Below are 23,245 nucleotides of genomic sequence, written 5' to 3'. Positions count from 1 at the left end.
AAAAACCTATAATCACAAGGAGATCCGAGCCCATGGCATATCATAGCACAATCTTGCGGCAAATCATTGATGTTTTTCCTCGACATGAATTTGAATCTCTCGCCAAAGACCATCATGTTGGCCAAAAATTTCGTTCATTCAGCCGCTGGACACAATTCATGGTCATGCTCATTGGTCAAATCTCAGGCCGCAAGAGTCTCCGGGACCTGGTGATGAATGTGAATGCCCAGCAAAACAAAGTCTACCACCCGGGGATCAAACCATGTTCCCGGGCTACCCTAGCCCAAGGTCAATGAAAAACAGCCAGCGTCGCTCTACGGGGCTGTCTTTTACAGGTTGCTCCAGAAGTGCCGCATGTATGCTCCCAAGCACCGGTTCAAATTCAATGGCAAGCTATACCTTCTCGATGCCACGGTCGTGGACCTTTGCCTGTCCGTATTTCCCTGGGCCAAGTTCCGGAAGACCAAGGGAGCCATCAAACTACATGTCGGTCTGGATGGTGATGGCTACCTCCCTGAATTCAAGGATCTCACAGAAGGAAAATTCCACGAAAGCAGGTGGGCAAAAGTTTTAAAACTGCCTCGGGGGTCCATGGCCGTTTTCGATATGGGCTACACAGACTACCAGTGGTATCAGACCCTCATGGAGGGTGGAATTTTCTTCGTCACCCGACTTAAAAGAAACGCAAAAATCCAACATCTTCGCAAACGGCCAGGCCGGAAACCGACTGGAGTCTCCGTTGACCAAGCCATTCTCCTTGGTGATATTCCAAAACCCCTCCGGCTCATCGTTTACCAGGATCCCGACACTGGTAAGGAGTTCCGTTTTGTCACCAATGCTGATCACTTGGATGCCAGGACCATTACTGAGCTGTACAAAGAACGTTGGCAGATTGAACTGTTCTTCAAGTGGATCAAGCAAAACTTGAAGATCAAGACGTTCCTGGGGACCTCACGAAACGCGGTACTTACCCAGATCTGGATCGCCCTGAGTGTCTACCTCCTCCTTGCTTTCCTGAAATTCAAAGCTAAATTAAGCAGTTCCATGCAGCAGATTCTTCGCCTGCTTCAGCTGAACCTGTTTGAACGACGCAATTTAATCGAGCTTTTCGAGCCTCCGGGCAAGCAACCAACAGTTTCTCCACAACTTTTACTGTGGGAAAAAGTATGAGACAGCAGTGATAAAAAATAAATATATCATCTTTTTAACTGCATGATCTTAATGGATTTCCCTGTTGGACCAAAAGTCACCCATTGATTATATCACATAATGGCACTATAGTGTAAGTAAGATGGTGCTTTAATCACTGCGCAACTCTTAAAATGTAAATTGAAAACGGTCGTTTTGTGTCTTTTCACACACCGGTTGTGTGTTGACTATACTACACGTATTAGGCAAATATCTTCACGAAGACCTTTCAAGAATATTTTGACCATGACATACATAACATGACATACTAAAGGAGAATAATCATGCATGACAGACAAGAATTATGTAGCAAGATAGTCAAGATGTATCCTGAAATAGGCCAGTGTGACATTGACATTATGGTTGATTGGGATGGTAATAAAAATGTATGGGTTGTTGATTTGAAAAAAGATGAACACGAACTTCAGCATTACCTGGAAGAGATGGACGCTGACAACTGCATGGACAACAAGAAATGTGTATCTCTTGGTCTTGAAATTGCCCAGCTAGTTGAAAACGTCAAAGGAAAACAGTATTGATTACTGCTGCGGAAAAGAATAAAACGTAACGTAAAGATGGAAGGAAATCGAGGACAGACCACGATTTATCTCTATCCACCTCCAGGTGCCGACCAAGATCCTCGGCTACGGAAACAAGTTCATCGAGCATGCGCCCCAGCCGGTCCTATGGAAAAACTCCTGCATCGACGCACCCGGCATCATTAAAGGTGCCCTGGAAGAAGTACTGCAGCAGAAAAAAATAAGGTGCCTATGGGGTCATTTCCCCACAGGCACCCTGCTTTCAGCCGAAAAGCATACCTCGGATTCATCTGCAGAAAAGGTTCGGCTCCAGAGTCGACCACACCTCCATGTCACCCCTTTTCCGCGAGCGCCAGACGGACCCCCAGGCCCACTAACACCGTACCCGAAAAACGATCAAGCCAGGTGGCAACTTTTCTGTTGCCGCGAAAGAACGCCGTGGCCTGGACCGCAACCATGACAACCAGGAATTCCACGACCACAGCGACGAGAATAACCAGGCTCCCCAGCATGAATATCTGGGCAGAATCATGGCCCACCTCAGGACGGACAAACTGGGGCAGAAAGGCCATAAAGAAGAGAGCGACCTTCGGATTCAAGACATCCACCAACACGCCTTGCCGGAAAGCCTGCCATGGTGACATTTTTTTGTCGCTCAACTCGCATATGTCGAAGCTGCCCCCTCCTGACCTGAACGATTGGACCCCCAGATAAATCAGGTACGCCGCTCCTATGTATTTGACAATGCCGAAGGCCAGGGCTGATGTGGCAAGGATTGCAGAAATACCAAGAGAAGCGGCCAGGACATGGACCATGGCACCGGAACAGACTCCAAGAGAGGAAGCCACTCCCACTTTCCTCCCGCCCGAGATCGTTTTTGAAACAATGTATATCAGGTCTGGACCTGGCGATATGTTGATAGCCAACGCTGCCGAGAAAAACACGGCCCAGTTGGTCATTGAATCCATAATTCGAGCTCCGAAACATTACCTGTAAATCCTCCGCGTGACGAAAGCTGCACTGCTTCCGGTCGTCCCGGGGGATTTGTCTTTTGTATACCTGTAGAGTCCCGCTCGATTACATACCTCGGAGGAGCTATCCTTTATTCCGTGCCAGGCACCTGCTCTAGGGTATCCTGAGTCATGCAGATGTGAAGACGACGGAAATCTACACCCACGTCATGCGCAAGGATGTCCAGTCTTTGCAAAATCTCCAGGATCGTCTCTTACGAATCCAGACCGTGACGGTCGCAACCGGCAAACGACCGCGAAAGTGGAAGGGCCTAGGCGTATCAGCGAGCCTGTCCGGGGACACACGCCCTTGAGGCACCAATCCACCGTTGTGCCTGTTCTCAGACTTTGTAATACTCCCGGTACCAGTCGACAAACTTCTGGATACCTTCCTCGATGGAGGTATCGGGCTTGAAGTTTATCTCCCGGACCAGGTCGCTGACGTCAGCGTAGGTGGCAGGGACATCGCCGTCCTGCATGGGCAGGAAATTCTTCTTCGCCTTTTTACCGAGGCAGTCTTCCAGGACCTCGATATAGCGCATCAGCTTTTCCTTGTTGTTGTTGCCGATGTTGTAGACCCGCCAGGGGCAATAGCTGGTGGCCGGGTCCGGGGCGTCGCCGCTCCAGTCCGGGTTGGGTTCGGGAAGATGATCGATCAGGCGGAACACCCCTTCGACGATATCGTCGATGTAGGTGAAGTCCCGTTCCATGTTGCCGTTGTTGAACACATTGATGGGCCGGTCTTCGAGGATGGCCTTGGTGAAGAGAAAAAGGGCCATGTCCGGCCGCCCCCAGGGGCCGTAGACCGTAAAAAAACGAAGCCCGGTGGTTGGCAGGCCAAAGAGATGGCTGTAGGTGTGGGCCATGAGCTCGTTGGCTTTCTTGGAGGCCGCGTAGAGGGAAACAGGATGGTCCACGTTGTCATGAACCGAAAAGGGCATGGAGGTGTTGGCGCCATAGACCGAGCTCGACGAGGCATAGACCAGGTGTTTGACCTTGTTGTGCCGGCACCCTTCCAGGACATTGACAAACCCCACCAGGTTGGTATCCACGTAGGAATGCGGGTTTTCCAGGGAATAACGGACCCCGGCCTGGGCCGCCAGGTTGACCACCGCATCAAACTTCTCCCCGCTGAAGAGATCGGCCATCTTCTCCCGGTCGGCCATATCGAAACCGGCGTGGGAAAACTTGTCGTACTGCTCGAGCAGGGCCAGCCGATCCCGCTTCAGGGCCGGATCGTAATAGTCGTTGAGGTTATCCAGGCCGACCACGGTCCGCCCATCCTCAAGCAGCCGCCTGGACAGGTGGTAGCCAATAAATCCGGCCGCGCCGGTAATCAGAATCTTTTGCATGCTGGTTCCTTTATGTGCTTCGGAGATTAACAACCATGATGGAGCCCGGCGGAGTGCGCCGGGCAGATCAGGCGGGGTAACGCGGAGTACAACACGTCGCACCGGGGCGCTGTCCTCCGCGTTGGTCTCGTTTCCCGAAAAAGGGATCAGTCGTCGAAATCGCCCTCGGGTCCCTTGTCGGTGGACAGTCGGGCCGCCTTTTCGCGGATCTTTTCCTCGGTCCACTCTTCGGGCGACTCGATCCGGCCGGTCTTGGGGCCAAGATCAAAGGAACCGGCCTCGAGGATGGCATCCACTGCATACCGGGCCGTATCGCCGGCATTGAAGACCTCGACGAGCATGGTGTAGACGAAATCTTCCACCCTCCGGGCCATGCGTTCACGGATGTGGCGTGGCTGGCCGAGGATCTTGTTTTCAAAGATGGCATTGAGCTTCTTGTAATTGCCGCCCGTCCATCCCTGGCTGTCGGCATAGGCCACCATCTCCTGCCACAGCTCTTCGCTCACGCCCTCGCCCTTGACCTTGATGAAGCGGCCGTCATCGTCGAGAATGGCGTTGCCGTAATCATTGACCACCACTCCCCAGGAGATCATCTGCAGGGCCGTGGCCACATTGGCCTTGGTGGTTCGGGTCTTGGAGGCAATGGCCCGCAGCCGGTCCGAGTTGTTTCCAGAGGTGCCGTGCTGGGCGCCGGAGATACCGTATCCAGCCAGGGCCTCGTGGATCTCCGCGGTCAGCTCCACCTGGATGCCGGCGTCGCTTGCCTCCAGGCCATGGGTGGTACCGTTGTTGAGGGCTATCCAGTCCGGGAAGATATCGTGGGCATTGAGCCCCTGGACAAGGAACAGTGCCTCGTCAACCGACGAAAGGCCATACTTGCCCTTGATCTCGCCGACCTCGGTCTCGTAGCCTGCCCAGTTGGGCACCAGCCGGGCCAGGTCGATGGAAGCGAGCAGGTTCTCGTCGTCGGGCATGTGCGAGGCATCGATGGCGATGGAGGTGATTCCGGCGTCGAACAGGGAGGGAATCTCCTGGCGGGCATAGGGCAGATCATCGGGGCTCTTTATGCCGTAATGGTCGGCATGGATAGCCACCGGGACAGTGATTCCGAGTTCGTTGCACACTGCGTCCACCTGGCGGGCGATGTTCCAGTAGTTGACCGCGCAGTAGGCCTTGGCCCCGCCTTCGGAACGGGCGATCTCGATGATCACCGCAGCCCGGGCCCGCTGGGCGGCCCGCAGGACGCCACGGATGATGATATGATTGCGACCGTTGGCCGCCATGGTCATGGCCTTGCCCTTGGCAAGAAGAGCCCGGTCGATGACCTTGCCGCTGACTATCAGGGCGCGAGAGTTGGGAAAGAGGGAGCGGATATTGGGCGGACGGCCTATCTCCAGGGCCTTTTCGAAATCAACACTGTACGACATGATTACCTCCTGTTAAGCATCTTCATCTTCACTGTCACTGGCCTGTTCGGCAAACCCGAAAAATTTCCTTTTCCCGAAAACAGCCACCGCAACCACACTGATCTCGTAGAGGACAAGCAGCGGTCCGGCCATGAGCAGCTGGTTCACCACATCCGGCGTCGGGGTCAGGATGGCGGCGATCACAAAGGCGATCAGTATGGCATATTTGCGGTTTTTACGAAGCAACTCCGGTGTCACCAGGCCGATCTTGGCCAGAAAAACCATGAGTACCGGCAGCTCGAAAACCGCGCCAAAGGCCAGCAGCAACCTGAGCGAGAGGGAAAAGTACTCGCTTACCGCCGGCAGGGGATCGAGAATATCACTGGAATATCCGATAAGAAAACGGAACGCGGGCGGAAAGACGACAAAATAGCCAAAGGCGGCTCCGCCCAGAAAACAGAGCGTGGAAACAAGGGTAAAGGGCAGAAGCAGCCTTTTCTCATGTTCGTATAGACCCGGGGCAACAAAACGCCAGATCTGGTAAAAGATGACAGGACTGCCGATCAGAACGCCGCAGACAAGGGCGAGCTTCAGATAAAAAAAAACCCTTCCTGGTACGAGGTGAAGATCAGGGTCTTGCCCTCGGGCAACACCCGGACAAGGGGACGGAAGAACCAGTCTGATATGGGGCGGATCACGCTGTAGGCCCCGGCGAATCCGGCTGCAACCGCTGCAAGAGAAATAAGCAGGCAGGATCGCAGGTCCGCAAGATGCTCGGTCAATGTCTGTTTATCGAGTTTGTCCTGACTGGTCATTATCCAAAGGAAGGTTTGATTTCAGGTGAAATGGTGTTCTGATCCTGGCGCTATCATACTCTGTTTACTCAACGATGTAAACCTGTTATAGCAGTGATCCCCTGGACCGCCGGCCATACCCTCCCCTGTTTTTACTTTGACTTGGCCCGCGGCTTGACGCTACACTGCAGGCAGGACAACACTCTCTTTTTATTTAAAATTCATACAACAAGATGACCTCCATACTGATTGTCGACGATGAACGATCCATGCGGGAATTCCTCGGGATCCTGCTGAAAAAGGAAGGCTACAGCACCACCACCGCCGCCGATGGCAAGACCGCTCTGGAGCTTGCCCGGAAACAGGATTTTGATCTGGTCATCTCGGACATCCGCATGCCGCAAATGAGCGGGCTGGAACTCCTGGCCGCGCTCAAGGAAGAACAAAACGACCTGCCCGTGATTATGATCACCGCCTTTGCCTCCCCCGACGACGCGGTCACCGCCATGAAGAACGGGGCGTTTGATTACATCACCAAGCCGTTCAACGTGGGAGAGATCCAGAAGGTCATCAAGGCGGCCCTGAATCGGAAAGGAAGCCGGAGCAACGACGACCTCTCCGGGGCCTTTCCGGAAATAGTGGGCGACAGTCCGGAGATGCTCAAAATCTTCGACCTGATCAGACGTATCGCCCCTACCCCGGCCAATGTCCTCATCCTGGGCGAATCAGGCACCGGCAAGGAACTGGTGGCCAAGGCCATCCACAAGCATTCCAAGGTCGCCGACCATCCCTTTGTGCCGATCACCTGCAGCGCCATTCCGGAAACCCTGATGGAAAGCGAGCTCTTCGGGCACAGGAAAGGGGCCTTCACCGGAGCCATTGCCGACAAGGCCGGCCTCTTTCAGCAGGCAGACGGTGGGACCGTGTTCCTGGACGAGATCGGTGAACTGCCGCTCATCGTCCAGACAAAGCTGCTCCGCGTTCTCCAGGAGCGGGAGATCATGCCGGTGGGCTCCACCACCACCAGGAAGGTGAATGTCCGCATCATTGCCGCCACCAACAGGGATCTGGAAAAAGAGATCCTCGCCGGACGGTTCCGCGAGGACCTGTTCTACCGGCTCTCGGTGGTCCCCATCCGGGTTCCTCCTCTGCGGGAACGGAAGGGTGACGTCCCCCTGCTGGTGGATCACTTTCTGAAGAAATATTCCCGGCTCCTGGGCAAGGAAGTACAGACAATTTCCTCCTATGGCCTGGAAGTATTGATGCAGTATGATTTTCCCGGTAACGTACGCGAACTGGAAAATATCATCGAGCGCGGCGTGGCCCTGGAATCCTCCAACATCATTCTGCCCGAGAGCCTGGTGCTCTCCCAGGGCGGCAAAACAAAGAGCACCCCGGCCTCCGAGGCCCTCTTTGTTGCGGCCCGCGACGAAGAAGAGCTCTTTTCCCTGGGCATGGAAAACATCCTGGTCAGCCTGGAAAAGAAAATGATCCGTCACGCACTCGAGAGGGCCGGCGGTTCCAAGATGAAGGCGGCGGAACTCCTGAAGATCAGTTTCCGGTCCCTGCGCTACAAAATCAAAAAATACGAGATCGACTGATCTCCAGGGACGGCCCCTTCCCCATGCGATGTAAGTTTTTCAAATCTCTCCCGTTCACACCGGTCCAGGAGACCCGCGAACAGCTGCGCCAGCACATCCTCTGGTTCCTGCTCATTCGCATCGTTCTTTTCACCCTGCTGCTGGGCACCACCCTGATACTGCAATCCCGGGGCCATGAACTCATCATGCCCCCCACCAGGTATGTGCTGGCGTTCATCTCCATTGTCTTCATCTACACCATCGGTTCAGCCGCCATCCTGCAGCGCCAAGAGCTCTCCCTGGTCCGGTTCGGGACCATCCAGCTGCTTTCGGACACCTTTTTCGCCGCCCTGGTGATCTATGGCACCGGCTGCAGCCAGTCCATTTTCACCCCGGTCTTTATCCTGCCCATCATTGCCGGCGGGCTCATCCTCTACCGGATATCCAGCCTGATCACGGCGGCCACCGCCACCCTGTTCTTCGGCATCATCCTGCTGACTGAATATTTCGGGTACCTGCCCTCTTATTACGGTCATACCGTCTACCAGCCGGTCTCCTCGCCGATTATCGGCGCCAATATCTTCGCGGTCTACGGCACCACTTTCTTCGTGACCGCCCTGCTAAGCTCCATGTTGGCTACCCGGCTGCGGACCACCCAGGAAGCCCTGTCCGAGACCTCGCTCCAACTCGACCGGCTTTCCCTGCTCTACAAGCAGATCTTCGATGATATCAACACCGGTATCATAACCGTGGACAGCCGCGACCGTATCACCTCGGCCAACCGGGCGGCCCAGCGTATCACCGGCTTTGAACCAAGGGAGATCATCGGCCTGCCCTTTGCCACCGTCTTCCCCACCCTCCAGCTGGAAAACAGCGGCCGACACGTGGCGGACCTGCGGCGCAGGGACGGGAATATGATCCGGGTGGGATACAACTTCTCCAGCCTGCACATGCCTGCCGACACCGGGGATTCACCCTGTACCGACTGTAAGGTTATCACCCTGCAGGATATCAGTAAGATAGAGGAGATGGAACGGCAGATGCGGGAAGCGGAAAAGATGGCCGCCATCGGTGAACTGAGCGCCTCCATCGCCCACGACTTCAGAAATCCCCTGGCCGCCATTTCCGGCTCGGCGCAGATTCTCTCCATGGAAGCCGATGAGAGCGGCAGCCCCACCATCCGAACCCTGGCCTCGATCATCGAGCGGGAATCGGCCCGGATGGCCAGGACGATCAACGAGTTTCTCCAGTTTGCCCGGCCTGCCCCCCTCCAGTACGAGTGGTTCAACCTCGGCAACCTGGTCCGGGAATGCGTGGATCAACTGCAGCAGAACAGCGACGAACAGGCCGCCTGGCAGATAGAGCTGGATATACCTGAACACCTGGACGGCTGGGGTGACCGCCAGCAGATCCAGTGCATCCTCGTTCACCTGATGGAAAACAGTTGTGCGGCCAGTAATGACACCCGGGAGCCCATCGTTGTCCGGGCCGGCGAAGAGGAAGGAAGAAAGATATGGTTCGAAGTGGTGGACCAGGGAAGCGGGGTGGATCCGGAAATTCGCGAGCGGATTTTCGAGCCTTTTTTCACCACCAGGGAAAACGGTACCGGCCTTGGCCTAGCCATTGTCCGGCACATAGCCGAGAACCATGGCGGCAGGGTGGAAATCACCAGCAGTCCCGGCCAGGGCTGCACGGTGCGGGTCTTTCTTCCCCTGCCGGAATCGGCTATGCCGGAACCTTCATGATATCGGCGCCCAGCCCCTGAAGTTTTTCCACCATCCGTTCGTACCCGCGTTCCAGATGATAAATACGGGTGATTTCGGTTACTCCGGACGCGGCCAGACCGGCGATGACCAGCGAGGCCGAGGCCCGCAGGTCCGTGGCCATGACCGGCGCTCCGCACAGCTGGTAGCCGTGGCAGCCCTTCACAACCGCACTGGAACCGTCGATTGAGATATCAGCCCCCAGCCGCTGCAGTTCGGCCACGTGCATGAACCGGTTTTCAAAGATGGTTTCATGGATGATGGAAACCCCGTCAGCCTGAATCATCAGGGCCATGAACTGGGCCTGGAGATCGGTGGGAAAACCGGGATAGGGCATGGTCCGGATGTCCACACTGCGCAGCCGCCTCTCCCGAACGCCGTTTCCTGGCGGGAAACGGACCGTGATGGTGCTCTCCCCTTCCTCGATATCCACTCCGGCACTGCGCAGTTTCTCGGTCAGGGCCGGCAGGTGCCCGGGGATACAGTCGGTCACCGTCACCTCACCGCCGGTGGCGGCCACGGCGATGAGCCAGGTTCCGGCTTCAATCCGGTCCGGGATGATCCGGGTCTCGGCCGGGCGGAGACTGTCAACCCCGTGGATGACCAGCCGATCCGAATCCCTCCCCTCGATTTCCGCTCCCATGGCCGTCAGCATATCGATGAGATTACCGATCTCCGGCTCCCGGGCCGCATTCTTGATTATTGTCGTCCCCCGGGCAACCACGGCGGCCATGAGCACGTTCTCTGTTCCGGTGACCGACGGGGTATCGAAATAAACCGTGCCGCCCTGAAGCCGTCCGCCGGCAGTGGCCTCCACGTAGCCCTCTGTTATGCCGGTGGTGGCTCCCAGCTGTTCAAAGCCCTTGAGGTGCAAAGTGATGGGCCGCAGACCGATAGCGCAACCGCCGGGCAGGGAGACCCGGGCATGACCGGATCGGGCCAGCAGCGGACCAAGAACCAGCACAGAGGCCCGCATGGTTTTGACCAGGTCATAGGGTGCCTCGGCCCCGGTCAGGGTGGAGGTGTCGATGCGCACGGATCGCCTCTCCCACTGCCAGCGGGCACCCAGGGTTTCCAGCACCTTGAGCATGGTCCTGGTGTCACGCAGGTCGGGAACATTGTGGAGCACATGCTCGCCCGGAGCCAGGAGGGTTGCAGCCATGAGGGGCAGGGCGGCGTTCTTGGCCCCGCTCACCGCCACCTGGCCGTGGAGCGGCCGGCCGCCGCGGATTACTATTTTATCCATTAATACAAGCGTTGTAAGGGTTGTTAACCGTTGCCGGTCATGTTTTTCGTTTTTCGGGCCTGCAGCACCCGCGGCCGGCCGGCCCAGTCCGCCAGGACCCTGACTTCCTCGAATCCGCCCGGCGCAGTGGCGGCCACAAGCTCCATCACCGACTCGCCCTGATCGGCGCCGATCTCCAGGAAAAGCCAGCCGCCCGGTACGAGCAGGCCGGCGCCGTCCCGGATAATCCGTTCTATAATATCGAGCCCCCGCTCTCCGCCACTGAGGGCAAGGAGAGGCTCCCAGTCCCGTACCTCGGGCTGGAGGGTCTGGATATCGTCGGCCTTCACGTAGGGAGGATTGGAGACAATGCAGCCAAGCCTTGCCCCGGGCCGGCACCAGGACAGCAGATCGCCGCCCACCAGGCTGACCCGGTCTTCCACGCCATGGAGACGGATATTACTGCGGGCCATGGCCAGGGCATCCAGAGAGATATCCACCCCGGTTACCGTCAGGCCAAGCTCCAGGGCGAGAATAACAGCAATCACTCCGCTGCCGGTGCAGAGGTCGACAACCGGCCCGGCCACCGGAGCCTTCCGCAGGGTGGACAGGACGTGCTCCAGAAGAAATTCTGTTTCAGGACGGGGGATGAGAACCGCAGGGGAGACCAGAAAGGTCCGGGACCAGAACTCGCAGGAGCCAAGAATATACTGCAGTGGTTCGCGGCGCAGCCGCCGGTGGAGGAGTTGCCGGAGCCGGTCGCTTTCCTCCCGGCCCACCGGTCGGTCGCCCTGGAGGAATAGCTCGGTCCGGCCAAGACCGGTGACATGCTGCACCAGAAGCCGGGCGTCCAGTTCAGGATTTTCGATATCCGGATCCTGCCGCAGCTCGCGGATGGCATCCTGGTACAGGGTGGACAGGCGCATGAAGGCCTCGACTCCGCAGGTCTACTGCAGGGTTTTCAATGCTTCAGCCTGGTAATGGGTGATAAGCGGCATGATGATCTCGTCGAGCGCCCCGCCCATGACCTGTTCAAGCTTGTAGAGGGTGAGGTTGATCCGGTGATCGGTAACCCGCCCCTGGGGGAAGTTGTAGGTCCGGATCCGTTCGCTCCGGTCACCGGAGCCGACCTGGCTCTTGCGCTCTTCGGAAATCTTGTCATGCTGTTCCTGTTCGAGCTTGTCGAGCAGCCGGGCCCGTAGGACCTGGAGCGCCTTGGCCTTGTTCTTGTGCTGGGATTTCTCATCCTGGCAGGTTACCACAAGTCCGGTGGGCAGATGGGTGATGCGGACGGCGGAATCAGTGGTGTTGACCGATTGACCGCCCGGTCCGGACGAGCGATAGACATCGAATTTGAGCTCATTGGGATCGATCTGCAGCTCCACCTCGTCGGCCTCAGGTATGATGGCCACGGTGACCGCCGAGGTGTGGATGCGTCCCTGGGTCTCGGTGTCGGGAACCCGCTGGACCCGGTGAACCCCGGACTCATACTTGAGCCGGGAATAGACCTGGTCGCCGCTGATCAGAGCGATGATTTCCTTGAAGCCGCCAATACCGATGGGATTGGAGCTCATAACCTCCACCTTCCATCCCTGTTCCTCGGCATAACGGCTGTACATGCGGAAAAGATCGGCCACGAACAGGGCCGCCTCGTCGCCGCCGGTGCCGGCCCGGATCTCGAGAAAGATATTCTTCTCGTCATTGGGATCCTTGGGCAGCAGCATAACCCGGATGGCCTCTTCCAGACGGTCTGCCTCCCGGGTCAGTTCCTCCACCTCGGCCCTGGCCAGTTCCATCAGCTCCGGATCTTCGTCTTCCTTGAGCAGTTCCCTGTTCTCGGCCAGGTCCTCCTGAACCGCCTGATAGGAGCGGTACAGGTCCAGCAGTCTGGAAACCCGGGAATGTTCACGCACCACCTGCTGATATTTTTTCTGGTCATTCACCAGGGAAGGATCAGAGAGCTGCTGCTCAAGGGTAGCAAGTTTTTCGTCTAACTCAGCAAGATTTTCAAACATGGCCTGGATTGCGTATCAGGAATCTGGGGACAGGAACAGGTGACGAGACAGCCGTCCGCCCTGGAGGCCGCCGGTTTTTTCCCGCCCTTCTGCAGGTCGGAAGCGAATGCCGGCGGATTCCGAAGAAACTGCGCCGGGCGGATCTGCCCGGACGGAAAAAACAAAACCCGTGTGACACACCACAGGCATCACACGGGTCTTTGGACTGCGGGTTATTTGCTGTCTTTCTTATCGAAATGCTTGGCGTATTTACGCTTGAACTTCTCGATTCGACCGGCGGTGTCAACGAGTTTCTGCTTGCCGGTGAAAAACGGATGGCAGGCGGAACAGATTTCCACTTTCATCTCCGCATTGACAGAGCCAAGTTCAATTTCATTACCACAGGCGCACTGGGCCTTGATCTTGTGATATTCAGGATGGATATCGGGTTTCATCGTTCTTTGCCTCCAAAGAGAATACGTTGCCTGACCTGGACAACAATATAATTGTTTTGAAAACTGCTAATAATACCAGTTCGGGACATTTTTTAAACAAAAAAACGAACTCATCGGTTCATGGAGGCGAAGAATTCCTCGTTGGTCTTGGTCTGGCGCATCCTGTCCAGGAGAAATTCCATGGCATCGGCCGGATTCATGGACGAGAGAATCTTGCGCAGAATCCAGACCTTGTTGAGTTCATCGGCCGACAGGAGCAGGTCTTCCTTCCTGGTGCCGGACTTCTGAATATCGATGGCCGGGTAGATTCTACGGTCCGCCATCTTGCGGTCAAGGACGATCTCCATGTTACCGGTACCCTTGAACTCCTCGAAGATGACATCGTCCATGCGGCTGCCGGTCTCGATGAGTGCAGTGGCCAGAATGGTCAGACTGCCGCCCTCCTCGATGTTCCGGGCCGCACCGAAGAACCGCTTGGGCCGGTGCAGGGCGTTGGCCTCCACACCACCGGAGAGGATCTTGCCCGAGGCCGGGGTCACCGTGTTATAGGCGCGGGCCAGCCGGGTGATGGAGTCAAGCAGAATGACGACATCACGCTTATGCTCCACCAGCCGCTTGGCCTTTTCGATCACCATTTCCGCCACCTGGATATGCCGCTGGGGCGGTTCGTCAAAGGTGGAGCTGACCACCTCGGCGTCCACATTGCGCTTCATGTCGGTGACCTCCTCGGGCCGCTCGTCGATGAGCAGGACAATGAGGGTGATCTCCTTGTGATTATGGACGATGGCGTTGGCGATCTTCTGCATGAGCATGGTCTTACCGGTCCGCGGCGGTGCCACGATCAGGCCGCGCTGCCCCTTACCCAGCGGAGCGACGATATTCATCACCCTGGTGGAATAGTTGTCCGGTTCCCACTCCAGGTTGATCCGCTCTTCGGGATACATGGGAGTGAGGTTGACAAACAGGGTCTTGTTGCGGGACGCCTCGGCCGGCTCGTAATTGATGGTATCAACCTTGAGGAGCGCAAAATAGCGTTCATTGTCCTTGGGCGCGCGAACCTCGCCTTCGATGGTGTCACCGGTGCGCAGGTTGAGCCGCCTGATCTGTGACGGAGAGACATAGATATCATCCGGACCCGGCAGATAGTTGTAATCCGGAGCCCGCAGGAAACCAAAACCGTCCTGCAGCACTTCAAGAACACCGCTGCCCCGCAGCTTGCCGTCGCCCTCGGCCCGGGCCTTCAGAATGGCAAAGATGAGTTCCTGTTTGCGCATGCCGGTATAGCCCTCGATATTGAGCTTGGCAGCCATGGAGACGAGTTCGTTAATTTTTTTGTTTTTCAGATCGGCCGGATTCATTGATCAGTTCTTCCTCCTCATGGATAGAACATTTACATGAAAGCCCCATGTGTACTCACATGACTCGGCTTTCATTTTTCCCCCGGACAGGGAGCGGACTCCATGACCGGGTACTGGTTTATTCACAGGCAGGGGCAACATGAAAAATCATGGGCCCCGTACTCAGATGTAAGTATCAGAATTGTCGCAGCAGGCATGCAGCAGAATCATTTTCACGAAATGCAGACCGCAAAACGACACACAGCATTATCATACTGTGACAGGTCCTGCAGCAGAAAAATAACCACGTATTCAACTGTCAGGATACTCCTGAATAAATATGTTCAACGTAGAGCGCAATATCAGTTGCGCTTATGTTCTGTTATTGAATTATTGATGCAATATGAAATTAAGTGGCAGGAACAATACCTGAAATGATTTATACTGAAATATTCAATCGCGCTCCCTTCCCTCAACAGAGGTGGCAGCTTTTTGCAAATATATTAAGTTTGAAAAATCAGAACGTGATTCCAACAGGGGGAGGGATCTGTACGTTGGAAATGCGTTTAAATCCTAATTATTGGTTTCCAGGATTTCTGTCAAGGACTTTCTTTTAAAAAAAACGGATCAGAATCCGGTTTTTTGCCTGGCAGACAAAAGTTTTCCCAAATGGATCACTTGCAGATACGTTAATACCCAGGGCCCCCCGTTGTCAATGGCATGGTCGGCCTCAAGTACTTTTTCAAAGAGATCCATCTGGGATTCAATGGCCCGCAGGGCTTCCCGACCATCCACCGAATCCCGCCGCATCACCCTGGCACAGCGTGTTTGCAGCCCGGCCCAGACAACCACGATACGATCAAAATCCGCCTGCCAGCCAGCTTCGCACAGTAGCGGCACCTCGACCAGGACCATCCTGTGGTCCCGGGTGAGATTCCTGCAGCATGCGATCATCTCCTGCCTGGCCAGGGGATGGAGCGCCGCATCCACCTGGTGTCGCAAGTCGCTGTCATCAAACAGGGCCTGGCGCAACCGTTTGCGGTCCAGCACCTGGTCTGTAAAAAAACTCGGACCCAGCAGGGACCGCAGCGCCTTCCAGCCCGATTGCCCGGGCTCCAGCAACTGCCGGCATATCTGGTCCAGGTCGACCAGCGGCAGGTTGAATTTTTTTGCCCAGCAGTGGCTCACCCGGCTCTTGCCGGAGCCTATACCACCGGTGATACCGATGACACAAGGGCGGGATTTAATGCGCTCCGCCACCGAGTTGCTCCATGAACTGGGTCATATCAGGCCACAGGGGTATGGAAAAACGCATGTTGCGCCCGGTGACCGGGTGATTGAACCGGATTTCCGATGCATGGAGAAGCTGACGCTCCACCGCGGGCAGTGACTTGTCGGTTACCCGCCCGCCATAGACCTGGTCCCCGGCCACGGGGCAACCCAGGGAGGCCATGTGGACTCTGATCTGATGGGTCCGCCCGGTTTCGATGGAGAGTCGTACCAGGCATAACCCCCGCGCCAGGACTTCCTCCACCTCCCAGCTTGTCACAGCGTACCGGCCCCTGGTAGGCCGGATGGCCATTTTCTTGCGGTGCACCGGATGGCGGCCGATGGGAGCAACCAGCCGGCCGCTTTCTTCGGCCGGGCAGCGCAGGAGAATGGCATGGTAGCGCTTGGCGACCCGCCGCTGCTTGAAATCATCCGCCAGCCTGGCCAGGGCCTCTTCGCTCTTGGCCACCACCATGATCCCGGACGTGTCCTTGTCGAGCCGATGGACAATGCCCGGCCTGCCCTGCTCCAGGGCCGGCAGGTTTCGGCAGTGGTGCAGCAGGCCGTTGACCAGTGTTCCAGAGGCATGGCCGGCCGCCGGATGCACAACCAGGCCCGGAGGCTTGACCAGGACCAGGAGATGGGTATCTTCGAAAAGAATATCAAAGGGTATCGGCTGGGCCTGCAGCTCTGAAGAAGGTGCGGGGGGCAGATGGACAGATACGGTCTGCCCTGGTGTCAGACGAAGCCCCGGCTTGACTTTCCTGTTATCGACCAGCACATGACCTTCCCTGATCAGCCGGGAAAGGGAGGCCCGTGAATGTTTTTCCAGCTGGGCAACCAGGAACTGATCCAGTCGCTGCCCCCCGCTGCCCGTCGGAACCGTCAGGACAAACTGGCTGGAACTCTGATCTGCACCATCTGTAGCTGGAGAGGATGCGCCCGCACTTCCTGTTACGATGCCCATCAATTCGGAAAAACAGGATCAGGCAAAGAGCTTTTCAATCAGCTGCTCTACTTGGTCTTCGTCCATATTTTTGGCAAGGGAAATCTCTTTAACCAGGAGATTCTTGGCAGTGTCCATCATTTTGCGCTCACCGTAGGAGAGTTCCTTGTCATCTTTCAGGATATACAGGTCACGCAGCACAACGGCCACTTCGAACACAGAGCCGGTCTTGATCTTCTCCATGTAATCGCGGTAGCGGCGATTCCATGTCTGGGAACTGATTTTGATATCGCGCTCCCGGAGTATTTCCATGACTTTTTCGACTTCCTCGGTGGAAATGATGGCCCTTAGCCCGACGTTGTCACTGTTCGCCGTCGGGATCATGATGGTCATGTCATTATCCAGAATTTTCATCACATAAAAGGACTGGTCAACACCGCCTACCGACTGTGTCTCAATGGCCTTTATCACACCAACACCATGGGCCGGATAAACAGCCATATCACCTGCAGAAAACACTCGCTCCTCCCGGGAACAGATCACTGATTTTTCTTGTTTCATAAACGCAAGAAAGCATACGACAGACTCGTATAAAATATAACTATAGCATATTTTCCTGAAATAGCAAAGGAGAGAGAGGTGCGAGACGAAAACTTTGGGCTTTCGAGTGACTGTAATTTCGCTCTTCCTGCGAAGCCGGAGAGCGACAAAACGAAAGAGATCAGGTGCGGCCGTTAAAGCGGTTCATACACACCTGCACCCCGTCGGTGATAAAGGTTTCAATGGCCTGGCAGACCAGGTCCAGCCGCTCCTCAAAGAGGCGCTGCTCCTCCGGGGTGAAGGGGGCGAGCACATACCGCTCCACCGGCATTCCGCGACCACTGTCGTTGACCTCTGGCCGGCCGATGCCGATCTTTACCCTGGCGAACTCACTGGAGCCGAGATGGGAGATGATGGACCGGATCCCGTTATGACCGCCGGCCCCTCCCCTGGCGACAATCTTGATCCGTCCCGGCGCCAGATCGAGGTCGTCATGAACCACGAGGATGTTTTGCAGCGGAATCTTGAAAAACCTGGTAAAGCCGGCCACGCACTGGCCGGACTTGTTCATAAAGGTCTGCGGTTTGACCAGAACCACCTGGCGGTCCCCAAGCCTTTCCCGGCAGTACAGTCCCTGGTACCTGGAGCTGGTGATGCTCCAGCCCTGCTGGCTGGCGAAATGGTCCAGGGCCAGGAAACCGGCATTATGCCTGGTAGTGGCGTATTTCTGCCCGGGGTTGCCAAGACCGGCTATGAGAAAATCGGTTGCAGACATGGATAGAGCAGTAAACAGGGAACAGGAGAGTGGTGATTTTTATCTCCCGGAAAACAGGTCTTCCCGTGGCCGGGCGTACCGGGCCTGTCTGATCCGGTTGCCGGACGCAGCGGGTGCAGCGGTGACAGCCGGACACGGTCGTGGGAACAACGCAAAAGAGCCGGGAACAAAATTCCCGGCTCTGTACTCAACTAAAAAACCGTTCCGGTCAGAACCGGATCCGGAGTTAAGAACGAATGCTGCAGTCTACGAAACGGTAACGCAGACCTTGTCCTTGTCGTCAAGCATTTCAACGTTCTCGGGAATCTCGATGTCGCCGCAGGTGATACCGGTATCGCCACGGTCCAGCGGAGTGACATCCACCTCAATGGCGTCCGGAATATCCAGCGGACACCCCTTGAGCATGACGGAGTTCTTGTAGACCAGCAGATCGCCACCAAGATCAACACCCTTGGCCACACCGACATAGTTCAGCGGCACCTTGAAGGCAATGGGTCTGTCCAACTCGATCTCGAGAAAATCCACGTGTACGACCCGGTCGCTGACAGGATCTTTCTGGATCTCCTGGACAAGAACATGGCGCTTGTCCTTATCATCACCCTCGATCTCCAGGGTAACCACGGCGTTGCGGCCATGGATCCAGAAGAGCGTCTTGTAGAGCGTGGTTGCATCGAACTGCAGGGCCAGCGCATCCTTACCCCCGGCATACAACACAGCCGGTGTCTTCCCGGCCATGCGCAGCCGGCGATTTTCACCCTTGCCAAACACGGTACGAACGGCAGCGGGCATATCAACCTGTAACATGATAACCTCCTTTTCTCTCAGAGGAACTGTTCCTCGGAAATTCTCTCGACTTTTAACGCCACCGCCCGAAAAAGCAGCGGATCAGGCAACATGAATCAGTAATCTCAGACAAAGAGATAGCTGACAGAATCTTCGTTATGAATACGACGAATGGCCTCGCCCAGCAGTTCGGCCACGGTCAGTACGGTAATTTTTTTGCAGTCCTTTGCGTTGTCCCGCAGCGGAATGGAGTCGGTCACCACCAGGGACTTGATACAGGATTTCTCCAGCCGGTCGATGGCCGGTCCGGAAAGCACGGCATGCGAACAACAGGCATGGACCTCGCGCGCCCCCATCTCGGTCAGCTTGGCTGCCGCCCCGCACAGCGTACCAGCGGTGTCCACCATGTCGTCGAGCAGAATGGCGGTCTTACCCTTCACATCACCGATGACATGCATGGCCTCGCATTCGTTGGCCCGCTCGCGGCGTTTATCGATGATGGCCAGGCCGGCATTGAGTCGCTTGGCAAAAGCCCTGGTCCGCTCCACACCACCGGCATCGGGCGATACCATGACCACGTCGTCAAAGGTTTCCCGGATATACTTGAGCAGGATGGGCGCCGCATAGAGATGATCCACCGGGATATTGAAAAATCCCTGGATCTGGCCGGCATGGAGATCCATGCACAGAACCCGCCGGGTTCCGACAGCCATCAGCATTTCCGCCACCGCTTTGGCTGTGATCGGTACCCGGGGCCGCACTTTCCGATCCTGGCGGGCATAACCGTAGTAGGGAATGACCGCGGTGATGCGGCGTGCCGAGGCCCGACGCAGGGCGTCCACCATGATGATCAGCTCCATGAGATGATCGTTGACCGGCGGACTGGTGGGCTGAACAACAAACACATCGGTGCCGCGGACATTCTCGCCAATTTCGACCGATATTTCTCCATCGCTGAATTTTTTGACTTCAGCGGCCGACAACGGCAGGTCCAGGTATTCGCAGATGGCCTGCGCCATGGCAGGGTTGGCATTGCCGCTAAAAATTTTCATTATATTTGGCATAGTACAAGCCTCAAAAGAAAAATGGCTGGGGCGGCAGGATTCGAACCTGCGAATACAGGAGTCAAAGTCCTGTGTCTTACCACTTGACGACGCCCCATCCCGGGAATCTCCGGTGAAATGCTACTGCACCGCGCGATGCCGGGCATCCACAAGGTAGGTCAGGGGATAGTCCTGACGCAGGTCTGCATAACAGACCTCAGCCCGTTTACGCAGTGCATACGGAAATAATCCAAACACTGTTGCCCCGCTGCCAGACATCATGGCCCCGACAGCACCGCCACGGACAAGCCGCTCCTTTATTGTCTGTATTTCCGGATACCTGGTTACGGTAACCGTCTCCAGATCATTGACCAAATAGCCGCCTTCCCGCTCCCCGGAAAAATCCAGATTCTTCCCTGGTTGCGCTCGCGACTTATTTTGCGAACTTGTTAGGTTAAAAATATTTTTCGGAGCTGTCAACGCAAAAGTCTCGAAAGCCCATCTGGTAGAGACAGAAAAGCCGGGATTAACCAGCAGAACCAGAGTTTCGCCGAGCACCGGGGCCGGCTCGAGCACCTCGCCGATGCCGCTGGCCCAGACCGCTTCCTCGGGGACCACGAAAAACGGGACATCCGCCCCGAGCCGCACCCCCATGCCGATGAGTTCCTCCCTTGTGCAGGAGGTGCCAAACAACCGGTCAAGCCCCAACAGCACTGCAGCGGCATCGCTGGAGCCACCACCCAGTCCGGCCGCCACCGGGATCCTTTTTTTCAGGGTGATCTCCACCCCGAACGAACCGGCCAGCCTTGCCCCCACGGTCTGCCGGAACAATTCGGCCGCCCGCCAGGCAAGGTTGGTTTCATCTTCGGGCAGATCACTGTCCGGACAGCGAAGCACGATCCCTTCTCTCGGCCGCAGCGTCACCTCATCGGCCAGGTCGATCTTCTGCATCAGGGTCGAGAGCAGGTGATAGCCATCTTCCCGCCGACCGACGATCCGGAGGTGGAGATTGATCTTGGCCGGAGCCGGGAGAATCAGCTCCCCTGCCCGGATCCCACCGCTGGGCGGCGTGGTTTCAGCCATTGTCTGCGCGGTCCCGGGCAAAGGGTTCAGTCTCCGGCGATCTTGACATACCGCAGCTTGAGCTCATAAAGGATATTATCGAGCAGTTCTTTCTCATCCTCTTCCAGGTTGCCCCGGGTCTTATCCTGCAGCATGCGCAGGGTGTCGATGGAATGGCGGGCAAGCTCCAGATCCACGGCCTTCTCACCGGTTTCCGGATGCGGCAGCTCGCCCATGTGGAACAGGGCCGAGGTGTTGAGTGACAGGATAAAGGTACTGAAACTCACCTCGGGCATCACGCACTTGCCATCAGCCCCGCGTACTTTACCATCAGGACATGGCCTGTTGCTTTCTGCCTGATTTCCCATACTGTTTATCCTCCTCTTAGGTCACCCGGAAAGGGCTCTGGCCTTATCCCCCGTAGGGAGGCAGCTCCAGAACCATGGCATCGTCGATATTGGGCAGCTCCTGCACCTTGGCCAGCAGCTCCTTGGAAATACGGGTATCGGTGTTGAGGAGAATCACGTTCTGGTTGCTCTCCTCTTCGCGACCCACGGTCATGCGCGAGATATTGACCCCACCCTCGCCCAGGGTTGTGCCCAGGGCTCCGATCACGCCGGGGACATCCTTGTTGTAGACCAGCAGCATGGGGCCGGCAGGCAGGGCTTCGAGCCGGAAGGAGTTGAGGCGGACCAGCCGGGGCTCTTTCTTGCCAAACACCGTGCCGGCCAGCATATTTTCACCCTCGTTGGTCTTGACCCGGATCCGGAGCAGGTTGGTAAAATCGGCCGCGTGCTGGGTCTTGGACTCCACCACCCGGATGCCGCGTTCCTTGGCGATCAGCGGTGCGTTGACATAGTTGACCGCGTCCTGAAGGATGGGGGTGAACAGCCCCTTGAGAAAGGCCACGGTCACCGGGCCGGTATCCTGTTCTGCCAGGTCGCCGGAGAATTCCAGCTCCACCTCTTCCACGCCGCCGCGGGCGATCTGCATGTGCAGCGAACCGAGCATCTCGCCAAGGGCGATGTAAGGCCCGACCTTGGCCAGAACATCGTCACTGACCGAGGGAACGTTGACCGCGTTGCGGACAACACCTTTGAGCAGATAATCGGCCACCTGCTCGGCAATGGCCACGGCCACGTTTTCCTGGGCCTCGGAGGTGGAGGCGCCGAGATGCGGGGTGCAGATGAAGTTGTCAAGGCCAAGCAGCGGGGTGTCTTCCAGGGTGGTGGGCTCCTTCTCAAAAACATCCAGGGCAGCTCCGGCAATCCGGCCTTCCTTAAGGGCCTCGTAGAGCGCTTCTTCATCGAGCACGCCGCCGCGGGCGCAGTCGATGAACATGGCGTCCGGCTTCATGTTGGCGAAAAACTCGGTGGAGAGCAGGTGCTTGGTGTCCTTGGTCAGCGGAGTGTGAACAGAGACAAAGTCGGCCCGCCTGGCCAGCTCCATCAGGTCCACCAGTTCCACGCCCAGCTCTTCCACCAGTTCCGGCGGCATGTATGGATCATAGGCGATCACCTTCATCCTGAGTCCCTGAGCCCTGTTGGCCACGATGGAACCGATACGACCGATGCCGACAATGCCAAGGGTTTTGCCGGTGACCTCGCGCCCCATGAACTTCTTTTTTTCCCACTTGCCGGCCTTCATCGAAGCGGTGGCCTGGGGAATATTGCGGGCAAGCGACATCATCATGGCGATGGCATGTTCAGCAGCCGTGGTAGCGTTTCCGTCCGGGGCGTTCATGACCACGATACCCTTCTGGCTCGCAGCCGGGATATCGACGTTGTCCAGCCCGATTCCGGCCCGACCGACCACCTTGAGTTTGGTGGCCGCTTCGATGATATCTTCACGCACCTTGGTGGCACTGCGGATAACCAGCCCGTCATAGTCGGGAATGATGGCCTTGAGCTCTTCGGGCGGCAGCCCTGTCTTGACATCAACATCCAGACCGGCATCCCGCAGAATCTTTTCTCCGACCGGTGCCAGGTTATCACTGATAAGTACTTTCATTGTCCCCCCTTACAACTGATATGGTATGGAATTGAGTTACGGTATAATATGGCGTTTTTCCACTCAAACAGAGCCGGACGCCGAGACCAGTCCTGCGGAAAAAACATTGCTTTTTTAACGGGAAAAAGGGACTATACCGCTAAACAGATCTCTCTACAACAGGAAAAACCAACA

The 23,245-nt window shown here is 56.6% G+C and carries 20 protein-coding genes, 1 tRNA gene and 2 pseudogenes; 4 read left to right on the top strand and 19 right to left on the bottom strand.

Annotated elements, in window-relative coordinates; translation table 11 throughout:
- The first annotated feature begins 32 nt into the window (after positions 1-32).
- Together GF1_RS06585 and GF1_RS06580 are read left to right on the top strand one after the other, a co-directional pair.
- A pseudogene (locus GF1_RS06585) lies at positions 33-1,170 on the top strand (IS4 family transposase).
- Positions 1,171-1,472: 302 nt separating this feature from the next.
- Positions 1,473-1,727, top strand: coding sequence for a hypothetical protein (locus GF1_RS06580; protein WP_267928828.1), 255 nt, complete (start codon positions 1,473-1,475; stop codon positions 1,725-1,727).
- Between the two features lie 332 nt (positions 1,728-2,059).
- Here GF1_RS06580 and GF1_RS06575 read toward each other — a convergent pair whose 3' ends face one another.
- The 4 genes and pseudogenes from GF1_RS06575 to tatC form a co-directional block, all read right to left on the bottom strand.
- Positions 2,060-2,695 carry a LysE family translocator gene (locus GF1_RS06575; protein ID WP_353740428.1) on the bottom strand — a complete coding sequence of 212 codons (636 nt, stop codon included), beginning with the start codon at positions 2,693-2,695 and terminating at the stop codon, positions 2,060-2,062.
- Between the two features lie 383 nt (positions 2,696-3,078).
- Positions 3,079-4,089, bottom strand: coding sequence for an NAD-dependent epimerase (locus GF1_RS06570; protein WP_267928827.1), 1,011 nt, complete (start codon positions 4,087-4,089; stop codon positions 3,079-3,081).
- 146 nt (positions 4,090-4,235) lie between these two features.
- Positions 4,236-5,516 (bottom strand): class II fructose-bisphosphate aldolase, encoded by a 1,281-nt coding sequence (locus GF1_RS06565; protein WP_267928826.1) that lies wholly within the window; start codon positions 5,514-5,516, stop codon positions 4,236-4,238.
- Between the two features lie 12 nt (positions 5,517-5,528).
- Positions 5,529-6,310: pseudogene (gene tatC, locus GF1_RS06560) on the bottom strand (twin-arginine translocase subunit TatC).
- Between the two features lie 212 nt (positions 6,311-6,522).
- Here tatC and GF1_RS06555 point away from each other — a divergent pair.
- Both GF1_RS06555 and GF1_RS06550 read left to right on the top strand, forming a co-directional pair.
- The gene (locus tag GF1_RS06555) at positions 6,523-7,890 is read left to right on the top strand and encodes a sigma-54-dependent transcriptional regulator (protein ID WP_267928825.1); all 1,368 of its coding nucleotides are present in this window, start codon (positions 6,523-6,525) and stop codon (positions 7,888-7,890) included.
- A gap of 23 nt (positions 7,891-7,913) precedes the next feature.
- A complete protein-coding gene (locus tag GF1_RS06550; RefSeq protein ID WP_267928824.1) occupies positions 7,914-9,614 on the top strand; it encodes a two-component system sensor histidine kinase NtrB in 1,701 nt (566 codons plus the stop codon).
- On the opposite strand, the gene murA is transcribed toward GF1_RS06550, so the two are convergent.
- The 15 genes from murA to serA all read right to left on the bottom strand — a co-directional run bounded on the left by murA (position 9,595) and on the right by serA (position 23,071).
- On the bottom strand, positions 9,595-10,878 hold the full coding sequence (gene murA / locus GF1_RS06545) for a UDP-N-acetylglucosamine 1-carboxyvinyltransferase (RefSeq protein WP_267928823.1): 1,284 nt from the start codon (positions 10,876-10,878) through the stop codon (positions 9,595-9,597). The genes GF1_RS06550 and murA overlap by 20 nt on opposite strands.
- Before the next feature lie 23 nt (positions 10,879-10,901).
- Positions 10,902-11,783 (bottom strand): peptide chain release factor N(5)-glutamine methyltransferase, encoded by an 882-nt coding sequence (prmC, locus tag GF1_RS06540; RefSeq protein WP_267928822.1) that lies wholly within the window; start codon positions 11,781-11,783, stop codon positions 10,902-10,904.
- Positions 11,784-11,804: 21 nt separating this feature from the next.
- Positions 11,805-12,872, bottom strand: coding sequence for a peptide chain release factor 1 (gene prfA, locus GF1_RS06535; RefSeq protein WP_267928821.1), 1,068 nt, complete (start codon positions 12,870-12,872; stop codon positions 11,805-11,807).
- 212 nt (positions 12,873-13,084) lie between these two features.
- Positions 13,085-13,306: a 50S ribosomal protein L31 gene (rpmE, locus tag GF1_RS06530; protein WP_267928820.1), complete on the bottom strand. Its 222-nt coding sequence runs from the start codon at positions 13,304-13,306 to the stop codon at positions 13,085-13,087.
- Positions 13,307-13,416: 110 nt separating this feature from the next.
- A complete protein-coding gene (gene rho, locus GF1_RS06525; protein WP_267928819.1) occupies positions 13,417-14,664 on the bottom strand; it encodes a transcription termination factor Rho in 1,248 nt (415 codons plus the stop codon).
- A 606-nt stretch (positions 14,665-15,270) separates the two neighbouring features.
- Entirely contained in the window at positions 15,271-15,903 is a 633-nt protein-coding gene (gene coaE / locus GF1_RS06520) for a dephospho-CoA kinase (protein WP_267928818.1), read from the bottom strand.
- Complete coding sequence (locus GF1_RS06515; protein WP_267928817.1) at positions 15,887-16,879, bottom strand: RluA family pseudouridine synthase; 993 nt, start codon at positions 16,877-16,879, stop codon at positions 15,887-15,889. The genes coaE and GF1_RS06515 overlap by 17 nt, the downstream gene beginning before the upstream one ends.
- Positions 16,880-16,897: 18 nt before the next feature.
- Positions 16,898-17,377, bottom strand: coding sequence for a CarD family transcriptional regulator (locus tag GF1_RS06510; protein ID WP_353740427.1), 480 nt, complete (start codon positions 17,375-17,377; stop codon positions 16,898-16,900).
- A gap of 202 nt (positions 17,378-17,579) precedes the next feature.
- Entirely contained in the window at positions 17,580-18,173 is a 594-nt protein-coding gene (gene pth, locus GF1_RS06505; RefSeq protein ID WP_267928815.1) for an aminoacyl-tRNA hydrolase, read from the bottom strand.
- A 246-nt stretch (positions 18,174-18,419) separates the two neighbouring features.
- Entirely contained in the window at positions 18,420-18,977 is a 558-nt protein-coding gene (locus GF1_RS06500; protein WP_267928814.1) for a 50S ribosomal protein L25, read from the bottom strand.
- A 104-nt stretch (positions 18,978-19,081) separates the two neighbouring features.
- Positions 19,082-20,020, bottom strand: a complete 939-nt coding sequence (locus GF1_RS06495; protein WP_267928813.1) for a ribose-phosphate pyrophosphokinase — start codon at positions 20,018-20,020, stop codon at positions 19,082-19,084.
- A gap of 22 nt (positions 20,021-20,042) precedes the next feature.
- A tRNA-Gln gene (locus GF1_RS06490) sits at positions 20,043-20,117 on the bottom strand.
- Positions 20,118-20,140: 23 nt separating this feature from the next.
- Complete coding sequence (gene ispE / locus GF1_RS06485) at positions 20,141-21,082, bottom strand: 4-(cytidine 5'-diphospho)-2-C-methyl-D-erythritol kinase (RefSeq protein WP_267928812.1); 942 nt, start codon at positions 21,080-21,082, stop codon at positions 20,141-20,143.
- Between the two features lie 26 nt (positions 21,083-21,108).
- Entirely contained in the window at positions 21,109-21,429 is a 321-nt protein-coding gene (locus GF1_RS06480) for a DUF1844 domain-containing protein (RefSeq protein WP_267928811.1), read from the bottom strand.
- 43 nt (positions 21,430-21,472) lie between these two features.
- On the bottom strand, positions 21,473-23,071 hold the full coding sequence (gene serA, locus GF1_RS06475; RefSeq protein ID WP_267928810.1) for a phosphoglycerate dehydrogenase: 1,599 nt from the start codon (positions 23,069-23,071) through the stop codon (positions 21,473-21,475).
- Between the last annotated feature and the right edge of the window lie 174 nt (positions 23,072-23,245).

It is taken from the genome of Desulfolithobacter dissulfuricans, assembly GCF_025998535.1.
Taxonomy (GTDB): domain Bacteria; phylum Desulfobacterota; class Desulfobulbia; order Desulfobulbales; family Desulfobulbaceae; genus Desulfolithobacter; species Desulfolithobacter dissulfuricans.
The sequence above is the reverse complement of the archived record's forward strand: the minus strand, read 5'-3'. Positions and strand labels throughout refer to the sequence as shown.

What these genes read in the sequence shown, in the direction of transcription:
- GF1_RS06580 (WP_267928828.1), top strand. Translation starts at nt 1,473, where the DNA reads ATGCATGACAGACAAGAATTATGTAGCAAGATAGTCAAGATGTATCCT.
- GF1_RS06575 (WP_353740428.1), bottom strand. Translation starts at nt 2,695, where the DNA reads ATGGATTCAATGACCAACTGGGCCGTGTTTTTCTCGGCAGCGTTGGCT.
- GF1_RS06570 (WP_267928827.1), bottom strand. Translation starts at nt 4,089, where the DNA reads ATGCAAAAGATTCTGATTACCGGCGCGGCCGGATTTATTGGCTACCAC.
- GF1_RS06565 (WP_267928826.1), bottom strand. Translation starts at nt 5,516, where the DNA reads ATGTCGTACAGTGTTGATTTCGAAAAGGCCCTGGAGATAGGCCGTCCG.
- GF1_RS06555 (WP_267928825.1), top strand. Translation starts at nt 6,523, where the DNA reads ATGACCTCCATACTGATTGTCGACGATGAACGATCCATGCGGGAATTC.
- GF1_RS06550 (WP_267928824.1), top strand. Translation starts at nt 7,914, where the DNA reads ATGCGATGTAAGTTTTTCAAATCTCTCCCGTTCACACCGGTCCAGGAG.
- murA (WP_267928823.1), bottom strand. Translation starts at nt 10,878, where the DNA reads ATGGATAAAATAGTAATCCGCGGCGGCCGGCCGCTCCACGGCCAGGTG.
- prmC (WP_267928822.1), bottom strand. Translation starts at nt 11,783, where the DNA reads ATGCGCCTGTCCACCCTGTACCAGGATGCCATCCGCGAGCTGCGGCAG.
- prfA (WP_267928821.1), bottom strand. Translation starts at nt 12,872, where the DNA reads ATGTTTGAAAATCTTGCTGAGTTAGACGAAAAACTTGCTACCCTTGAG.
- rpmE (WP_267928820.1), bottom strand. Translation starts at nt 13,306, where the DNA reads ATGAAACCCGATATCCATCCTGAATATCACAAGATCAAGGCCCAGTGC.
- rho (WP_267928819.1), bottom strand. Translation starts at nt 14,664, where the DNA reads ATGAATCCGGCCGATCTGAAAAACAAAAAAATTAACGAACTCGTCTCC.
- GF1_RS06515 (WP_267928817.1), bottom strand. Translation starts at nt 16,879, where the DNA reads ATGGGCATCGTAACAGGAAGTGCGGGCGCATCCTCTCCAGCTACAGAT.
- pth (WP_267928815.1), bottom strand. Translation starts at nt 18,173, where the DNA reads ATGTCTGCAACCGATTTTCTCATAGCCGGTCTTGGCAACCCCGGGCAG.
- GF1_RS06500 (WP_267928814.1), bottom strand. Translation starts at nt 18,977, where the DNA reads ATGTTACAGGTTGATATGCCCGCTGCCGTTCGTACCGTGTTTGGCAAG.
- GF1_RS06495 (WP_267928813.1), bottom strand. Translation starts at nt 20,020, where the DNA reads ATGCCAAATATAATGAAAATTTTTAGCGGCAATGCCAACCCTGCCATG.
- ispE (WP_267928812.1), bottom strand. Translation starts at nt 21,082, where the DNA reads ATGGCTGAAACCACGCCGCCCAGCGGTGGGATCCGGGCAGGGGAGCTG.
- GF1_RS06480 (WP_267928811.1), bottom strand. Translation starts at nt 21,429, where the DNA reads ATGGGAAATCAGGCAGAAAGCAACAGGCCATGTCCTGATGGTAAAGTA.
- serA (WP_267928810.1), bottom strand. Translation starts at nt 23,071, where the DNA reads ATGAAAGTACTTATCAGTGATAACCTGGCACCGGTCGGAGAAAAGATT.